Origin of the sequence: Streptomyces sp. cg36, assembly GCF_041080675.1 — a bacterium.
Taxonomy (GTDB): domain Bacteria; phylum Actinomycetota; class Actinomycetes; order Streptomycetales; family Streptomycetaceae; genus Streptomyces.
The window spans coordinates 7,060,008-7,075,720 of sequence record NZ_CP163520.1 but is presented as its reverse complement, the minus strand read 5'-3'; the positions used below and the strand labels follow the sequence as shown (position 1 = coordinate 7,075,720).

The 15,713-nt window shown below is 73.9% G+C and carries 16 protein-coding genes; 11 read left to right on the top strand and 5 right to left on the bottom strand.

The genetic code is table 11. The features are described 5' to 3' along the window. Nucleotides 1–219: 219 nt before the first annotated feature. A complete protein-coding gene (locus AB5J87_RS31560) occupies nucleotides 220–1,254 on the bottom strand; it encodes a serine protease (RefSeq protein WP_369381631.1) in 1,035 nt (344 codons plus the stop codon). Nucleotides 1,255–1,453: 199 nt separating this feature from the next. On the opposite strand from AB5J87_RS31560, the gene dhaK reads away from it, so the two are divergent. The 7 genes from dhaK (at nucleotide 1,454) to AB5J87_RS31525 (ending at nucleotide 7,400) form a co-directional block, all read left to right on the top strand. Beyond that, the gene (gene dhaK / locus AB5J87_RS31555; RefSeq protein ID WP_369381629.1) at nucleotides 1,454–2,446 is read left to right on the top strand and encodes a dihydroxyacetone kinase subunit DhaK; all 993 of its coding nucleotides are present in this window, start codon (nucleotides 1,454–1,456) and stop codon (nucleotides 2,444–2,446) included. A 52-nt stretch (nucleotides 2,447–2,498) separates the two neighbouring features. Beyond that, nucleotides 2,499–3,095, top strand: coding sequence for a dihydroxyacetone kinase subunit DhaL (gene dhaL, locus AB5J87_RS31550; protein WP_369381627.1), 597 nt, complete (start codon nucleotides 2,499–2,501; stop codon nucleotides 3,093–3,095). Next, nucleotides 3,092–3,502, top strand: coding sequence for a PTS-dependent dihydroxyacetone kinase phosphotransferase subunit DhaM (locus tag AB5J87_RS31545; protein ID WP_369381626.1), 411 nt, complete (start codon nucleotides 3,092–3,094; stop codon nucleotides 3,500–3,502). Before dhaL ends, AB5J87_RS31545 begins: the two co-directional genes overlap by 4 nt. 216 nt (nucleotides 3,503–3,718) lie before the next feature. Further along, nucleotides 3,719–5,740, top strand: coding sequence for an FAD-dependent oxidoreductase (locus AB5J87_RS31540; RefSeq protein ID WP_369381625.1), 2,022 nt, complete (start codon nucleotides 3,719–3,721; stop codon nucleotides 5,738–5,740). Between the two features lie 35 nt (nucleotides 5,741–5,775). Next, nucleotides 5,776–6,312 (top strand): PadR family transcriptional regulator, encoded by a 537-nt coding sequence (locus AB5J87_RS31535; RefSeq protein WP_369381623.1) that lies wholly within the window; start codon nucleotides 5,776–5,778, stop codon nucleotides 6,310–6,312. Nucleotides 6,313–6,360: 48 nt separating this feature from the next. Then, entirely contained in the window at nucleotides 6,361–6,786 is a 426-nt protein-coding gene (locus AB5J87_RS31530) for a MarR family winged helix-turn-helix transcriptional regulator (protein WP_369381621.1), read from the top strand. 62 nt (nucleotides 6,787–6,848) lie between these two features. After that, on the top strand, nucleotides 6,849–7,400 hold the full coding sequence (locus tag AB5J87_RS31525) for a flavoprotein (RefSeq protein ID WP_369381620.1): 552 nt from the start codon (nucleotides 6,849–6,851) through the stop codon (nucleotides 7,398–7,400). 47 nt (nucleotides 7,401–7,447) lie between these two features. Here AB5J87_RS31525 and AB5J87_RS31520 read toward each other — a convergent pair whose 3' ends face one another. Beyond that, on the bottom strand, nucleotides 7,448–8,125 hold the full coding sequence (locus AB5J87_RS31520) for a response regulator (RefSeq protein ID WP_369381619.1): 678 nt from the start codon (nucleotides 8,123–8,125) through the stop codon (nucleotides 7,448–7,450). 36 nt (nucleotides 8,126–8,161) lie between these two features. Next, entirely contained in the window at nucleotides 8,162–9,292 is a 1,131-nt protein-coding gene (locus AB5J87_RS31515; RefSeq protein ID WP_369381618.1) for a sensor histidine kinase, read from the bottom strand. A gap of 144 nt (nucleotides 9,293–9,436) precedes the next feature. Here AB5J87_RS31515 and AB5J87_RS31510 point away from each other — a divergent pair, with 144 nt between their 5' ends. Next, complete coding sequence (locus AB5J87_RS31510) at nucleotides 9,437–10,222, top strand: GNAT family N-acetyltransferase (protein WP_369381616.1); 786 nt, start codon at nucleotides 9,437–9,439, stop codon at nucleotides 10,220–10,222. An 85-nt stretch (nucleotides 10,223–10,307) separates the two neighbouring features. On the opposite strand, the gene AB5J87_RS31505 is transcribed toward AB5J87_RS31510, so the two are convergent. Continuing rightward, entirely contained in the window at nucleotides 10,308–11,474 is a 1,167-nt protein-coding gene (locus tag AB5J87_RS31505) for a phosphodiester glycosidase family protein (protein WP_369381615.1), read from the bottom strand. A 126-nt stretch (nucleotides 11,475–11,600) separates the two neighbouring features. Here AB5J87_RS31505 and AB5J87_RS31500 point away from each other — a divergent pair, with 126 nt between their 5' ends. Then, the gene (locus AB5J87_RS31500) at nucleotides 11,601–12,074 is read left to right on the top strand and encodes an NUDIX domain-containing protein (protein ID WP_369381613.1); all 474 of its coding nucleotides are present in this window, start codon (nucleotides 11,601–11,603) and stop codon (nucleotides 12,072–12,074) included. 177 nt (nucleotides 12,075–12,251) lie between these two features. Next, complete coding sequence (locus AB5J87_RS31495; RefSeq protein WP_369381610.1) at nucleotides 12,252–13,640, top strand: ROK family protein; 1,389 nt, start codon at nucleotides 12,252–12,254, stop codon at nucleotides 13,638–13,640. Nucleotides 13,641–13,710: 70 nt separating this feature from the next. Here AB5J87_RS31495 and AB5J87_RS31490 read toward each other — a convergent pair whose 3' ends face one another. Then, a complete protein-coding gene (locus AB5J87_RS31490) occupies nucleotides 13,711–14,328 on the bottom strand; it encodes an LAETG motif-containing sortase-dependent surface protein (protein ID WP_369381608.1) in 618 nt (205 codons plus the stop codon). Between the two features lie 187 nt (nucleotides 14,329–14,515). Between AB5J87_RS31490 and AB5J87_RS31485 the strand changes: the two genes are divergently transcribed. Further along, nucleotides 14,516–15,691 carry an alpha/beta hydrolase gene (locus AB5J87_RS31485; RefSeq protein ID WP_369381606.1) on the top strand — a complete coding sequence of 392 codons (1,176 nt, stop codon included), beginning with the start codon at nucleotides 14,516–14,518 and terminating at the stop codon, nucleotides 15,689–15,691. The last annotated feature ends 22 nt before the right edge of the window (nucleotides 15,692–15,713 follow it).

Here is a 15,713-nt window from a genome sequence, read left to right as displayed (position 1 = left end):
CGGGGGCCCGCCGGGAGTCCTCCCGGAGCGTCCCCGCCCCCTGGTACGGCCGTGTCGCGACCCCGCCCCCTGCTGGCTCCTGCGCCCCCGCCAGGCAGCCCGGAGGGTACCCATGGCAGCGGGCCGCGGCGCGGCCAGGACGGCGGGCGGACCGGTTCTCCGGCTCCGCCCGCCGTCCGCCCAGTTCGCCCTCGCGCGCGTGCCGTTACGGCCCTGCGGCTACTGGTACGGGCCGTACTGCGGGCGCCGCCCGTTCTGGGCGTCGGAGTAGAGCTGGAAGAACCGGTCGCCGTGGACCGGGCTGTAGGTGATCTGGTGGTAGCGGGGGTCGGACTCCGGCACGTCCATGCCGCCGCCGTTGTAGCCGCCCACGTTGCCGATGATCTCGCCGGTCCCGGCGTCCCAGTCGACGTCGGAGAACCACGGCCCGCCGGAGACGCCGCCCCACATCCCGGCGCACTCCACCCGCATCTGCCGGAACCCCTGCAGCGGCCCGGAGCGCGCCGCGCACCGCACCGGCAGGTCGCTCGGATTGCGGCCGACCCGGGGGTAGCCCACCATCGTCACGTCCTGGCGGTAACCGGCCGTACGGGCCAGGTGGTTGGCGCCGACCTCCGCCTGGACACCGCCGCCGCCGGGCGCGGGCGCGAGCCGCGCGAAGGCGTAGTCGAGGTCGGAGGCGGCCCCCTTGCCGTTGCGGACGTACCGGTTGTCCACGTACCAGTCCAGGACCCGGTAGAACCCGTGCGGCTGGTCGGCCAGTTCGTCCTCCGCGCGGTACTGCGGCACGAACACGGCCCGTCTGCCCGCGCAGTGACCGGCCGTCAGGATCAGATCGCCTCTCCCGCTCTCCACCACCGCCGCCGAGCACTGGTGGGAGCGCAGCTCACCGGTGGTCGGGTCGGCGCCGGAGGTGGTGAACAGGACGCCGACGGAGGCGAGCCCCGAGATGTGCTCGGCGCTCGGCATGCCGGGCGCGGTCACGGGGAGGCCGGGCGGCCCCGGTGTGCCGGGCGCTCCCCCGGCGCCGGGCCGCGCCGGGCGGGCCGGGTCGGTGGCGGAGTGGATGCGGTCGGGCGTCCAGAACCCGAGGGCGTCCGCGTCGGACCAGCCGGAGCCGTCGGGGGCGGCGGTCCGGTGCGGCGGCGCGGGCGGCGGACCCGCGGCCCGGGCGTCCGCACCGCCCGCCAGCAGGAGCGCCCCGGCAGTCAGCGAAACCAGCCCGAGCCGGGCCCGTACGACCAAGAAGACCATGGCCGTCATCCTGCCCGAGATGATCACGAATGCCGGTAGCGACGCCCGGCGGCCGTGGCGGGCCGTGCCTCTACCGCCGCCGCGCCCGGTGAACCGTTTCCGCCCGGCTCGCCCCGGACGCCGGGAAGCCGGTGGGATGCCGGCGGAAGGGGTATGTCTCGTCCTTGTCGTGGATCTCGCCGGGAGCTGGGAGGCACCCATGAAGATGCTGATCAACGTGGCCGAGACCGTGGTGGCGGACGCCCTGCGGGGAATGGCGGCGGCGCATCCGGAGCTGACGGTCGACGTGGCGGCCCGGGTGGTCCTGCGCCGGGACGCGCCGGTCGCCGGGAAGGTGGCCCTCGTCTCGGGCGGCGGGTCGGGGCACGAGCCGCTGCACGGCGGGTTCGTGGGGCGCGGCATGCTCAGCGCCGCCTGTCCCGGGGAGGTGTTCACCTCGCCGGTGCCCGACCAGATGGTGAAGGCGGCGGCGGCCGTGGACAGCGGGGCCGGGGTCCTGTTCGTGGTGAAGAACTACACCGGCGACGTCCTCAACTTCGACATGGCGGCCGAGCTGGCCGAGGACGAGGGCATCCAGGTCGCCAGGGTGCTGGTCGACGACGACGTGGCCGTCACCGACAGTCTGTACACGGCGGGGCGGCGCGGCACGGGGGCCACCCTGTTCGTGGAGAAGATCGCGGGGGCGGCGGCCGAGGAGGGGTGGCCGCTGGAGCGGGTGGCGGACGTCGGCCGCCGGGTGAACGCGGGTTCGCGCAGCTTCGGGGTGGCGCTGGCCGCCTGCAGCACCCCGGCCAAGGGCAGCCCCACCTTCGAACTGCCGCCGGGTGAGCTGGAGTTGGGCGTCGGCATCCACGGTGAACCCGGCCGGGAGCGGCGGGCGATGATGACCTCGCGGGAGATCGCCGACTTCGCCGTCGACGCGGTCCTGACCGACCTGAACCCGACCGGTCCGGTGCTCCTCCTGGTCAACGGCATGGGGGCGACCCCGCTCCTGGAGCTGTACGGGTTCAACGCCGAGGTGCACCGGGTGCTGGCCGAGCGGGGCGTCCCGGTGGCGCGCACACTGGTGGGCGACTATGTGACCTCGCTCGACATGGCGGGCGCCTCGGTGACGCTGTGCCAGGCCGACGAGGAGCTGCTGCGGCTGTGGGACGCCCCGGTGTGCACGCCCGCACTGCGGTGGGGATGCTGATCCGGTGGCCGCTCCCCCGCCGCCCGTCCGTACGTACCCCCGAGGAGGGCAAGTGCTCGATGCCGCGTTCTTTCGCCGCTGGATGGCCGCCGCGGCGGCGGCCGTCGACCGGGAGGCGGGACGGCTGACCGAACTGGACTCGGCCATCGGCGACGCCGACCACGGCGCCAACCTCCAGCGCGGCTTCGCCGCCGTGACCGCCGTCCTGGACAAGGAGGAGCCCGGCACGCCCGGCGCCGTGCTCGCGCTCGCCGGACGCCAGTTGATCTCGACCGTGGGCGGCGCCTCGGGACCGTTGTACGGGACGCTGCTGCGCGCCACCGGCAAGGCGCTCGGGGAGGCCGCCGAGGTCGACCGGGAGCAGCTCGCCGGGGCGCTGGGCGCGGGCGTGGCGGCGGTGGGGCGGCTCGGCGGGGCCGTGGCCGGGGACAAGACCATGCTGGACGCGCTGCTGCCCTCGGCCGAGGCGCTCCACGAGTCGTTCGCGGCGGCCCGGGAGGCGGCCGAGGCGGGCGCCCTGGCGACCGTGCCCCTGCGGGCGCGCAAGGGCAGGGCCAGCTATCTCGGTGAGCGCTCGATCGGCCACCAGGACCCGGGCGCCACCTCGGCGGCGCTGCTGATGGGCGCGCTGGAAGGGGCGGCCGGGTGAGCGGGGGCGGACCGGTGGGGATCGTGCTGGTCTCCCACAGCGCGGCGGTCGCCGCCGCGGTCGCGGAGCTGGCGGCGGGCCTGGCGGGCGGCGGGCCGACGGCCCCGGTGGCCGCCGCGGGCGGCACCCCGGACGGCGGCCTCGGCACCAGCTCCGAGCTGGTCGCGCGAGCGGCGGCGGAGGTGGACCGGGGCGCGGGCGTGGCGGTCCTGGCCGACCTGGGCAGCGCGGTGCTCACCGTGAAGGCGCTGCTCGCCGAGGGCGACGGGCTGCCGCGGGACACCCTGCTGCTGGACGCGCCGTTCGTCGAGGGCGCGGTGGCCGCGGTGGTGAGCGCCTCGGCGGGGGCGGATCTGGACGCGGTGGCGGCGGCAGCGGCGGAGGCGTACGCCTACCGGAAGGTGTGAGACGAGGTGTGAGACGCGGCACGTGCGGCGGATCCCGTCGCCGGGCGGGGGCGCGGCACGGGGCGGAAGGGGCCTGGCGGAACGATTCCGCCGGGCCCTCGCCGTGTCCCCGCCTCCGGCCGGGCCACCGCCCGACCCTTTATGCAACTTGTTGCACAAGCGCCCTCGGTGCTCTACAACTGGAGCGACCACCCCGCCGCACCCGGAGGCGCCCCCATGAGCGACTACCCCCACCTGCTGAGCCCCCTCGACCTCGGTTTCACCACCCTGCCCAACCGGGTGCTGATGGGGTCGATGCACATCGGCCTCGAAGAGGCCGAGAACGGGTTCGCGCGGATGGCGGCGTTCTACGCCGAGCGGGCGCGCGGCGGCGTCGGCCTCATCGTCACCGGCGGCATCGCCCCCAACGACGCCGGCCGTCCCTACGAGGGCGGCGCCAAGCTGACCACCGAGGCGGAGGCCGAGCAGCACCGGGTGATCACCGACGCGGTGCACGGGGCGGGCGGCCGGATCGCGATGCAGATCCTGCACTTCGGGCGGTACGCCTACCACCAGGACCTGGTCGCCCCCAGCGCGCTCCAGGCCCCGATCAGCCCGTTCGTCCCGCACGCCCTGACCGACGACGAGGTCGAGCGGACCATCGAGGACTTCGTGCGCGCGGCCGGGCTCGCCCGGTCCGCCGGGTACGACGGCGTCGAGATCATGGGCTCCGAGGGCTATCTGATCAACGAGTTCGTGGCGGGCGCGGTCAACCGGCGCACCGACCGCTGGGGCGGCTCGTACGAGAACCGGATGCGCTTCCCGGTCGAGATCGTGCGCCGCACCCGCGAGCGGCTCGGCCCGGACTTCATCATCGTCTACCGGCTGTCGATGCTGGACCTGGTGCCCGGCGGCTCGACGCTGGAGGAGGTCGTCACCCTCGCCCAGGCCATCGAGGCGGCCGGGGCCACCCTCATCAACACCGGCATCGGCTGGCACGAGGCCCGGATCCCCACCATCGCGACCTCGGTGCCGCGCGGCGCGTACACCTGGGTCACCAAGAAGCTCATGGGGTCGGTCACGATCCCGCTGATCACCAGCAACCGCATCAACACCCCCGAGGTGGCCGAGCAGTTGCTGGCCGAGGGCCGTGCGGACATGGTGTCGATGGCCCGGCCGTTCCTCGCCGACCCGGAGTTCGTGGCCAAGGCGCGCGAGGGGCGCTCCGAGACCATCAACACCTGCATCGGCTGCAACCAGGCGTGCCTGGACCACACCTTCAGCGGGAAGATCACCTCCTGCCTGGTGAACCCGCGCGCCTGCCACGAGACCGAGCTGGTCCTCGCCCCCACCCGCCGCCGCAAGAACCTCGCCGTGGTCGGCGCGGGCCCGGCCGGACTGGCCTTCGCGGTGTCGGCGGCCGAGCGCGGCCACGCGGTCACGCTCTTCGACTCGGCGGCCGAGATCGGCGGCCAGCTCAACATCGCCAAGAAGGTCCCGGGCAAGGAGGAGTTCGAGGAGACGCTGCGCTACTACCGCACCCAGCTGGAGCTGCGCGGCGTGGACGTCCGGCTGAACACCACGGCGACCGCCGACGCGCTCACCGCCGCCGGATACGACGAGGTCGTGGTGGCCACCGGGGTCACCCCGCGCACCCCCGAGATCCCCGGCTCCGACCACCCCAGCGTGCTCACCTACCTGGACGTGCTGCGCGACGGCGCGCCGGTCGGCGAGCGGGTGGCGATCATCGGCGCGGGCGGCATCGGCTTCGACGTCGCCGAGTTCCTCACCGACGGCGGGGACGCGGCGAGCCTGGACCCCGAGACGTACTTCCGGCAGTGGGGCGTGGACACCTCGTACGGCGAGCGCGGCGGGCTGCGCGCGCCCGAGCGGCCCAAGCCGCCGCGCTCGGTGCACCTGCTCCAGCGCAAGACCTCCAAGGTCGGCGCGGGCCTCGGCAAGACCACCGGCTGGATCCACCGCACCGAGCTGAAGCACCGGGGCGTGACGATGGTGCCGGGCGTCGGCTACGACCGGATCGACGACGCCGGGCTGCACCTGACCGTGGACGGCACCGCCACGGTCCTGCCGGTGGACTCGGTGGTGCTCTGCGCGGGCCAGGAGCCGCGCCGCGACCTGTACGAGGAGCTGACGGCGGCGGGCGCCACCGTGCATCTGATCGGCGGCGCGGACGTGGCCGCCGAACTGGACGCCAAGCGCGCCATCGACCAGGGCACCCGGCTGGCCGCCGCCCTCTGAGGGGAGGCGGCGGACGGCGAACCTAGGATGCGCTCATGTCACTCCCGCACGCGATCCTGACCGCCCTGCTCGAAAAGCCCTCGTCGGGGCTGGAGCTGACCCGCCGCTTCGACAAGTCGTTCGGCTTCTTCTGGTCCGCGACGCACCAGCAGATCTACCGCGAGCTGGGCAAGCTGGAGCAGTCCGGATTCATCCGCGCGCTGGCGTCGCAGACTCCGGCGCGCGGCCAGAAGAAGGAGTACGAGGTGCTGCCCGCGGGCCGGGAGGAGCTCGCCGCCTGGGCGGCGGCCGGGCAGCAGCCGCGTCCGATGCGGGACCCGCTGCTGCTGCGGATGCGGGCGGCGGCGGTGGTCGGCACCGACGGCCTGGACGCCGAACTGCGCCGCCATCTGGCCCTGCACGAGAGCCAGTTGGCGCTGTACGAGGGGATCGAGCGGCGGGACTTCCCGCCGGAGCGGGACAGCGAGCAGGACCGGCTGCGCCATCTGGTGCTGCGCGGCGGCATCGAGCTGGAGACCTTCTGGATCCGCTGGCTCACCCAGGCCCTGGACACGGTGGCCGAGGAGCGGTAGCGGACCACTGGCGTTGTATTATGCAACTAGCCAGTGAGAGGAACCGCCGTGCCCAGCCGAGACCAGTCGGTCGACACCATCCAGCGCGAGATGACCGCGTTCGCGCGCCGCGCCCGCGCCGCCGCCGCGCGGATGCACCCGGAGCTGTCGCTGGTCTCCTTCACTCTCCTCTCCCACCTGGAGGACCAGCAGGGCTGCCGGGCGACCGACCTCGCCGCGTACTACATGCTCGACAAGTCGACGATCAGCCGGCAGATCGCGTCCCTGGAGCGGCTCGGCTTCATCGAGCGCCGCACCGACCCGGCCGACCACCGCATCCAGCTCCTGCACCTCACCCCCGCGGGCACCGAGAAGCTCGCCGAGGCGGCCGTCCTGCGCCGCCACGCCTTCCACGAGCGGCTGGCGGAGTGGGAGGCGGCGGACCTGAAGCAGTTCGCGGCCTATCTGCTGAAGTACAACAGCACTTCGGCCTGAACGGCCTCCCCCCGCTCCGGGGGCGGTTGCACATGATCCACTGGCCGGGGTGGGATGGCTCCATGACGACGCCTCGTACGCTCTACCTGTTCTGTTCGGCCGCACCGCCGGTCTTCGACGTCGCCCGTGTCATCGAGGAGGCCCAGGCGGACGGCTGGGACGTCTGTCTGGGGCTGACGCCGAGCGCGGCGCGCTGGCTGGCGGAGAGCCTGGACGGGCTCGCCGTGCTCACCGGCCATCCGGTCCGCTACGACTACGCGCGGCCCGGCGAGCCGGAGGTGTGGCCCCCGGCGGACGCGGTCCTCTTCGCGCCGGTCACCTTCCACTCGCTCAACGCCTGGGCGCTCGGCCTCACCGGCAGCTTCGTGGTGGGCGTGGCGGCGGAGGCGATCGGCAGGGCGGTCCCGACGGTGGCGATGCCCTGCCTCAGCGGCGCCTTCGTCCAGCACCCCGCCTTCGAGCGCTCGATCGAGACCCTGCGGGGAGCCGGGGTGAACGTGCTCTACGGCGAGGGCGGATTCGTACCCGGCGAGCCCGGCCAGGAGCACCCCGGGGGCTATCCCTGGCACCTGGCCCTGCACGCCGCCGGGGCGGCCACGGGAGCGGTTGCCTAGAGCCCGTCCGGCGGGCCGGTGGCCCACCGGTCCCGCGCGAGCGGGGCTCAGCAGCCCGCCCGGCGCCCGCCGCCCGGTGTGACCAGCCCGGACTCGTACGCGAGCACCACCGCCTGGGCGCGGCTGGCCAGGTCGAGTTTGCTCATCGCCCGGTTCAGATGCGTCTTGACCGTCGCCTCGCTGATGAAGAGGTGGTCGGAGATCTCCAGGTTCGACAGACCGCGTGCGGTGAGTCTGAGGACCTCGGTCTCGCGGGCCGTCAGCGCCGACAGGTCCGAGGTGAGCCTCGGGGCGTGCTCGGCGGGGCGGGCGAACGCCTCCACCAGCCGACGGGTGACGCTCGGCGCGAAGAGGGTGTCGCCGCCGCCGACCGCCGCCACCGCGTTGAGCAGCCGCTCGGGCCCCGAGTCCTTGAGGAGGAACCCCGAGGCACCGGCCCGCAGCGCCGAGTACACGTACTCGTCGAGGTCGAACGTGGTGAGGATGAGGATGCGCGGCGCCGGGTCCTCGGCGTCGGCGAGGATCCGTTCGGTGGCCGCGATGCCGCTCATGCCCGGCATCCGGATGTCCATCAGGATCACATCGGGGCGGGTCGCCGCCGCCTGGGCCACGGCCTCCTCGCCGTCACCGGCCTCACCGACGACGTCGATGCCCGCCGCTCTGAGCAGCGCGACCAGACCGGCCCGGACGAGGAACTGGTCGTCGACCACGAGTGCCCTGGTCATGGCAGCGCGTCTTCCCCCTGTGTCGTACGGCCCGCGTCAGACGGGCTGCGCCGAGGTCGGCAGGAGCAGCCGGACCTCGAAGCCTCCCCCGCTCCTCGGGCCGGTGGCGATCGTGCCGCCGTAGAGCTTGGCCCGCTCGCGCATTCCGATCAACCCGTGTCCACCACCCGACCGGTTTCTGGCCGGATCCGCTCCCTGGGCCTCGTTGACCACGGAGAGCGCGATGTGGTGCGGCTCGTAACAGACTTCCACGGCCGTCCGGGCTCCGGGCGCGTGTTTCAGGACATTGGTGAGCGCTTCCTGCACCACCCGGTACGCGCACAGGTCGACGCCCGGGGCCAGCGGCCGGGCCGTCCCCGCCACCCTCAGCTCGACCGGCAGCCCCCCGGCGCGCAGCCGCTCCACCATGTCGGCCAGGCGCGCGAGCCCCGGCATCGGGGCCGACGGCTCGCCGTCGAGCTCCTCGGCGCGCAGCACGTGCAGCATCCGCCGCAGCTCCTCCAGCGCCTCCTGGCTGGTGGCCGAGATCGTGCCCAACGCCCCGCGCGCGGTGGGCGGGTCGGACTCGAAGACGAACCGCGCCAGGCCCGACTGGACGGATATCACCGACATGTGATGGGCGATGATGTCGTGCAGTTCGCGGGCGATCCGGCCGCGCTCCTCGGCCACCTCCCGCCTGGCGCGGGCCTCCTGTTCCCGGGCGAGCTGCTCGGCGAGCTTGCTGGAGCGGCGGGCGACCCGGCCGAACCGCCAGATCACCGCCGGGACGGCGATCGCCTGCACCACCACGGACGGCATCGCGTCGCTCTCCATGCGCAGGCCCGCGAAGAGCCAGACGAGGCCGAGCAGGGCGCTGCAGGCGGCCGAGGTCCGGGCGGGGCGGGTGGCGGCGACCGTGTACCCCGCGATCATCGCCCCGTAGGAGCCCACGACCGGCCAGTTGCCCAGTGCGATGTAGAGCGTCCAGGTGGCGGCCACGAAGAGGCAGATGCCGACCGGCGCCTTGGAGCGGAACGCGCACGCCATGTTGATGATCACGGCGAGGGCGTATCCGGCGAGGTCGAGCGGGGGCTGCCCCTGGCTGGACGCCTCCCGTCCCAGCAGCACGGCGACACACGTCTGAGCCAGCGCGATGAGGACATCGGCGGCGACTGGGCGGATCCGCATGACCGCAGCTTAAATGCAGGTCAGACGCACGGCGTCAACCAGTTGCGGTGCACGGACTACCGCAGAAGTTGTACCTGGACCCGCTCCTTCCGGGCCCGCCCAAAATCGTTTGTCACTGCGCGGGGCCGATGTTGAAGTGGGCGCATGGACAACGCGGAAGCAGCGGAAGTACGGGCCCTGTTCGACCGGCAGATGCGCAGGGACGCGCCACCGGACGGCCCCGGCGCACGGATGGAGCGGGTGGGCGCGGTGGTCCGCCACTGCGGACCCGATCCCGCCTGGAACGGTGTGCTCTGGTCGGACCTCGACGCGTCGGACGCCGACCGCGAGATCGCCGAGCAGGTGCGGTACTTCACGGCGGCCGGCCGCCCCTTCGAGTGGAAGCACTACGCGCACGACACCCCGGGCGACCTGGAGGAACGGCTGCGCGCGGCCGGCTTCACGGCAGAGCCCGCCGAGGCGCTGATGGTCGCGCGGGCCGCGGACCAGACGGCCGAGGTGGCGCTGCCGGAGGGCGTCGAGCTGGTGCGGGTGACCGACGAGGCCGGGATCGGCCTGCTGGCGGCCGTCCACACGGCGGCGTTCGGCACGGACTCGTCCCTGCTCGCCCGGCGCCTTGAGCTCCAGCTCGCCGAGGCACCGGAGACGCTGGTGGCGGTCCTGGCGATGGCCGACGGGGTGCCGGTCTCGGCGGCCCGGATCGACTTCGTCCCCGGCACCGACTTCGCCGGGCTCTGGGGCGGCGGCACCGCCGAGGCGTGGCGCGGCAAGGGCATCTACCGGGCGCTGGTCTCCTACCGCGCCCGGGTCGCCGTCGAGCGCGGCTACCGCTTCCTGATGGTCGACGCCATGGACGACAGCCGCCCGATCCTCCAGCGCCTGGGCTTCACCCGGCTGAGCACGACCACGCCCTACGTGTACGAGCCGTAGGGCGCGTCTCTCGGATCCCGCCCGGGGCGCGGGGTGCGCCGGGCGCGTTCACGAGCCGTGGGCGGGCGCGCCCGGAGGCGGGCTCTCAGCGGGCGTAGACGGCGACGAAGTCGCGGGTGGCCTGGTTGTAGTAGCGCTCCGGCGGGTTCTCGAAGTCGAGGATGTTGGTGGGGACCGGGTCGTCCGGAGTGCGGGAGCCGTCGTAGCTCATGAAGGAGGGCCAGGCGCGGTTCATGTCCAGCGGCATGGCCCGCACCGCGCCCGCGCGCTGCATCAGCTCGGCGAGCGTCCGGGCCGACAGCGCCTGGCCGACGACCATGACGACATCGCCCCGGGCGGTGACACCGACGCCGGAGCGGGCCACGTACATCCTGCTCTGGTCGGTGGCGCCCCACTTGGCGTCGTCGTCGATGGCGGGCACCACCCGGCCGCCGTCGACCATGAGTTCCAGGCACTGGCGCACCCCGACCACCTCGGGGGTCATCCGCACGTCGCGGCCCCACACCCCGATCCTGATCGAGCCGTCGCGGTAGAAGACCTCGGAGGCGGCGCCGTCGCGCAGTTCGCCCGCGGATCGGCCGTCGAGGTAGAAGCCGCCCCGCGAGCCGCCGTCGGTGATCTTGAAGCCGCCGTTCCAGGAGGCCACCAGACCGGTGCGCCGCCCCTTGGGGATGCTCGGCGGCACGGAGAACTCGCCGCCCGGCTCGCGCAGCCCCGGGTGCAGCTGGAACCGGGCCCGCTCGGCGCTGATCCAGGCGACGGCCGCCTCGTAGGAGGTGTGGTCGGCGTCGGGCCGTACGTAGGTGCCCTGCACGACGGGGCGGCCGTGGGCCGTGGCCAGCGCCCGCCACACGCCCTCGCCCGGCAGCGCGGGCGTGACCAGGGGCCGCATCGGGGCGCGCAGCGGAAGGTCCGTACGGGCGCCGGTGGGCGCCGCGACGGCGGGCCCGCGCATCCGGGCCAGCGCCTCCTTCGGCAGCGCGCCGCCGACCTTGGGCGGATCCATCGCGTACTGGAGGTTCTCCAGCTTGTCGACGACGGGTCCGAGGTCGTGCTCGCGGGCCCAGCCGGCCAGCCGGGCCGCGGTGCTGTCGTCACCCGGATAGGTGAGCGCCTCCCCCACCGACCAGCCCACCGCGCCGACGCCGAGCACCCCGGCCGCCAGCGCGGAGCGGACGGCGATCCGGCGCCTGCGCCGCTGCGGCGGGGTCAGATCGCGGCGGTGCTTCCACGGCAGCAGACGGCGGGTCATGGGCGCTCCCTCTCGGTGACGGGATTCCGGACGGACGACGGACACATGCCCGAAATAGTGAGATATCGGACTCCTTTCTGCTATAACCCGATCGCCCGTCGGCCAATCACCGGCGACACTGGGGCCATGGTCGCCAAACGCAGCGCGGGCCTCCTGCTCCACCGCCGGGCGGGGGACGGCATCGAGGTCCTGATCGGCCACATGGGCGGCCCGTTCTGGGCCGGACGCGACGCCGCGGCCTGGTCGATCCCCAAGGGCGAGTACGGACCGGACGAGGCGCCCCGCGCAGCCGCGCTGCGCGAGTTCGAGGAGGAGCTCGGGCTGCCCGCCCCCGAGGGCACACCGGTGCCGCTCGGCGAGGCCCGGCAGGCGAACGGCAAGGTGGTGACCGTCTGGGCGGTCGAGGCCGACCTCGACATCACCGCGGCCGTGCCCGGCACCTTCACCATGGAGTGGCCCCGGGGCTCCGGCACGCTCCGGGAGTTCCCCGAACTCGACCGCTTCGCCTGGCTCGCGCCCGAGGAGGCGGCCGAGCGGCTGGTGGCGGGCCAGCGGGTCTTCCTGGACCGGCTCGCCGAGCACCTGCGCGACCGGGCCTGACGCCGGCCCTCGCCCCGCGCTAGAGGACTCGGCCCCTCGCCTCCCTCCGGATTTCCGGACTCCCCGGTTCAACCTCCATACGGACCAACCCTCTTAATTTAAGGCATGAGTTAAGTCTTGAGAGAAGGTCGCGTCAAGGTCTCGTACGGAGGTATGTTGCCTCCAAGGAGGAGCCACATGGCCATGCCGAACAGTCGAACCGTCCGTGACCTGCGCAGGGACAACCGGACCGCGGTGTTGCGACGGTTGTATTTCGGGGGTCCGATGAGTCGTCAGGCCCTGGGCCCGGCAACGGGGTTGAGTTCGGGTTCCGTCAGCAACGTGGTCGCCGAGCTCGCCGCCGACGGCCTGCTGGAGGACGCCGGGGTCGTCGACTCCGACGGGGGCCGCCCGCGCACCCTGGTCCGGATCGCCCCCGGCAGCGGCCACTTGATCGGTGTGGACGTGGGCGAGACCCGGGTCCGCGTCGGGCTCTTCGACCTGATGATGGGCGAACTCACCCGCGTGGAACTCCCGCTGGCGATGGACGGCTGCGAGGCGTCCCGGATCGTCGGCCTCATCCGCGACGGCGTCGCCGCCGTGCTGCGCCGCGCCCACCTCCCGGCCGGACGGCTGCTGGGCATCGGCGTCGGCGTGCCCGGTGTCGTGGACCGCGCCCCGGCCACGGGCGCGGTGGTGCACGGGCAGACGGTCGACTGGGACGCGGTCCCGCTGGAGGCCCTGCTGCGCACCGCCCTCGCCGCCGAACTCCCCTCGCACATACCGCTGTTCGTCGAGAACGGAGCCAAGACGCTCGGCCAGGCCGAGATGTGGTTCGGCGGCGGACGCGGGGCCGGGAACGCGGTGATCGTGCTCTTCGGCTCGGGCATCGGCGCCTGCGTCGTCTCCGGCGGGCAGATCCACGGGGGCGCCCACGGCAGCGCCGCCGAGTGGGGCCACACCACCGTGCAGGTGCGCGGCCGGCGCTGCCGGTGCGGGGCGCGCGGCTGTCTGGAGGCGTACGCGGGCGCCGGGGCGGTGATCGCCCGCTGGCGCCAGGCGGGCGCCGCCCTGCCCGAGGACCTCGCGGAGGAGGACGCGGTGTCGGCGCTGGCGGCGGCGGCACGGCGGGCGGGCGGCGGCGGCACGGGGCCGAAGCGCGGGGAGCCGAAGGGCTCGGGGAGGGACACCGGCCCGAAAGGGACGGCCGGAGAGACGAAGACCGGGGAGCCGAGCGGGGTTTCGGGGGACGGCGCGGTGGAGACCGCCGACGTCATAGCGCGGGCCGTCCTGGACGAGACCGCCGAGTACGTCGGCGCCGGGCTCTCCGACCTGATCAACCTCTACGGCCCCGAACGCATCCTCATCGGCGGCTGGGCCGGGCTCCAACTCGGGCCGCACATGCTGGAGTCGGTGCGCGCGCACGCCCGCGCGTACGCGCTGCGGCATCTCGCCGAGCGGGTCACCATCGAGCTGGGGCGGCTCGGCCCGGACGCGGTGACCGTCGGTGCGGCGACCCTGCCGCTGGCCGACTTCTTCGCCCGGGGCGGCCACCGGGCCCCGGTCAAAGAGCCCGCCGTCCGCTGACCGGCACCGCGCCGGCGCCCTCGCGGGTCACCGGCGCGGCCACCGCGGGGCGGCGTCGGACGCCGGGCCCTCAGTGCCGGGCCGTACGGCGGCGGCGCGCGGCCCAGACGATCCCGGTGCCCGCGACGAGCACCCCGCCGCCCATTCCGGCGACCAGCGGGGTCGAGTTCGACGAGCCGGTCTCCGCCAGGTCGGCGCTCGGCTGCGGCGCGGGCGCGGCGGGCGCGGACGTGCTGGGGGCCGGTGCGGGGCCGCCGGGCCGGGCCGAGGGGGTGGGCTTCGGCTTGGCGGGCGGTGACGGCTTCGGCGACGGCTTGGTGGGCGGCGCGGTGTCGCACACCGGGGCCGTCCTGGTCTCGTCGCGCGAGTACTGGTCGCCGTCGCCCGCCTTCACCACGAGGCGCAGGGTGAGCGCCTTGTCGTGGGCGGGGAGCTTGATCTTCTTGTGGAATTCGCCCTTGAACTGCTCGGCGGGAAGCAGGTCCTTGCCGTCCGCCTTGATGGTCACGGTATTGACGGCCTCGTCGGAATACCTGGTCAGGTCGACAGTGACCTGATCGCAGGTCACTTTCCAGACCGGGTTGTGCGCCTGCGCGGGCGCGGCGGTGAGGCCGACTCCGACGAGCCCCGCCGCGGCTGCCGCTAAGAGCGCCCCACGGCGTCGCCCCGTTCCTCTGATCACGGTCACGGATTTCCTCCACTGTTGCCGCACCGCCGAAATGGCGGTGCGCGCACAGTACCGCTCCCGCCCCATGCCCAAGCGGCGGTCCCGCACATCACATCCGTCACCTGTCCTGTTCCGTGCGGAATACCCCGTGCTATACACGCGCCACCGTGGTCACGCCCATTGCGGGCCCGTCATCGAGGGGGACTTCATGGCACGGACTTCCTTACTGGCCAGAGCCGTCGCGGCGCTCGCGGCGACGGCCGCGCTCACCGTCGGCGCCCCGGCCGCCGGCGCCGCCGCGAGCGCCTGGGCCGCGACCGTACCCGCCGGGGCGCGCACGCCCGGCGCGAGCGCCGCCCTGCCCGCGCTGCCGCACCCCGACTCGCACGGACTGACCCTCGTCAACTGGGCCCCGGTGGCCGGTTCCGCGGGCCGGATGGCCGACGCGACCTTCACCACCGGGGCCGTCTTCGCCCCGCGCGGGGGCACCCCGCTGATCAGCCCGGTACGGGTGCCGGTCACCGTGCGGATCTTCCTGCCCGCCGACTACCGCGCCGACGCGCCGGTCCCGTACCCCGTGCTCTATCTGCTGCACGGCGGCGGCGGTGACTTCCGGCAGTGGTCGCAGGGCGGCTCCGGGAACCTGGCGGCGACGCTGGCCGGGTCGGCGTTCCCGGGGATCGCGGTGATGCCCGAGGGCGGCCGGGCGGGCTGGTACAGCGACTGGGCCGGGCAGACGGACGGCCGCTTCGCCCCGCAGTGGGAGACCTTCCACATCGAGCAGCTGCTGCCGTGGATCGACGACAACTTCCTCACCGTCAAGGACCGTTCCGGCCGGGCGGTGGCCGGGGCCTCGATGGGCGGCTACGGGGCCCTGCGCTACGCCGGGCGCCATCCGGAGCTGTTCTCGGCGGTCGGCGCGTTCTCCGGCGGCACCGGCGTCTACCAGGCGGGCGCCCAGCGGACCATCGCGGACTCCATGTGGCAGGCGGGCGCGGCGATCGGCTGGACCGGGCTGCTCAACCCCTGGTACCGCGTCTCGGGCGACACGCTCCACCGGATGGAGACGGTGTTCGGCCCCCGGGCGGGCTGGCCCTCGGTCAACCCGGTGAGCCTCGCGCTGACGGACGCGTACCGGGAGTACGCCGGGAAGCTGGCGCTGTACGCGGGCGGCGCGGGCGGGGCCGGGGAGACCGACATCCACGGCTGGAACCGATCGCTCCACGAGGACCTCGACAGCCGCTCCACCGCGCACCGCTACTGCACCGGATCCGGGGAACACGACTACCGGTACTGGACCGAAGAACTCAAGGACTTTGTGGCACTCGTCTACGGAGCAACTCCCTCCGAATGCCCCAACGGCTGGGGATCCCCCACTCCGTAATTGGCCACCATAAGAGGCTCTT

Excerpts from the sequence above, each read along its gene's own strand:
- AB5J87_RS31540 (WP_369381625.1), top strand. The coding sequence starts at position 3,719 with ATGAGCGACTACCCCCACCTGCTGAGCCCCCTCGACCTCGGTTTCACC.
- AB5J87_RS31495 (WP_369381610.1), top strand. The coding sequence starts at position 12,252 with ATGGCCATGCCGAACAGTCGAACCGTCCGTGACCTGCGCAGGGACAAC.
- AB5J87_RS31560 (WP_369381631.1), bottom strand. The coding sequence starts at position 1,254 with ATGGTCTTCTTGGTCGTACGGGCCCGGCTCGGGCTGGTTTCGCTGACT.
- AB5J87_RS31485 (WP_369381606.1), top strand. The coding sequence starts at position 14,516 with ATGGCACGGACTTCCTTACTGGCCAGAGCCGTCGCGGCGCTCGCGGCG.
- AB5J87_RS31535 (WP_369381623.1), top strand. The coding sequence starts at position 5,776 with ATGTCACTCCCGCACGCGATCCTGACCGCCCTGCTCGAAAAGCCCTCG.
- AB5J87_RS31505 (WP_369381615.1), bottom strand. The coding sequence starts at position 11,474 with ATGACCCGCCGTCTGCTGCCGTGGAAGCACCGCCGCGATCTGACCCCG.
- AB5J87_RS31520 (WP_369381619.1), bottom strand. The coding sequence starts at position 8,125 with ATGACCAGGGCACTCGTGGTCGACGACCAGTTCCTCGTCCGGGCCGGT.
- AB5J87_RS31500 (WP_369381613.1), top strand. The coding sequence starts at position 11,601 with ATGGTCGCCAAACGCAGCGCGGGCCTCCTGCTCCACCGCCGGGCGGGG.
- AB5J87_RS31525 (WP_369381620.1), top strand. The coding sequence starts at position 6,849 with ATGACGACGCCTCGTACGCTCTACCTGTTCTGTTCGGCCGCACCGCCG.
- dhaK (WP_369381629.1), top strand. The coding sequence starts at position 1,454 with ATGAAGATGCTGATCAACGTGGCCGAGACCGTGGTGGCGGACGCCCTG.
- AB5J87_RS31510 (WP_369381616.1), top strand. The coding sequence starts at position 9,437 with ATGGACAACGCGGAAGCAGCGGAAGTACGGGCCCTGTTCGACCGGCAG.
- AB5J87_RS31515 (WP_369381618.1), bottom strand. The coding sequence starts at position 9,292 with ATGCGGATCCGCCCAGTCGCCGCCGATGTCCTCATCGCGCTGGCTCAG.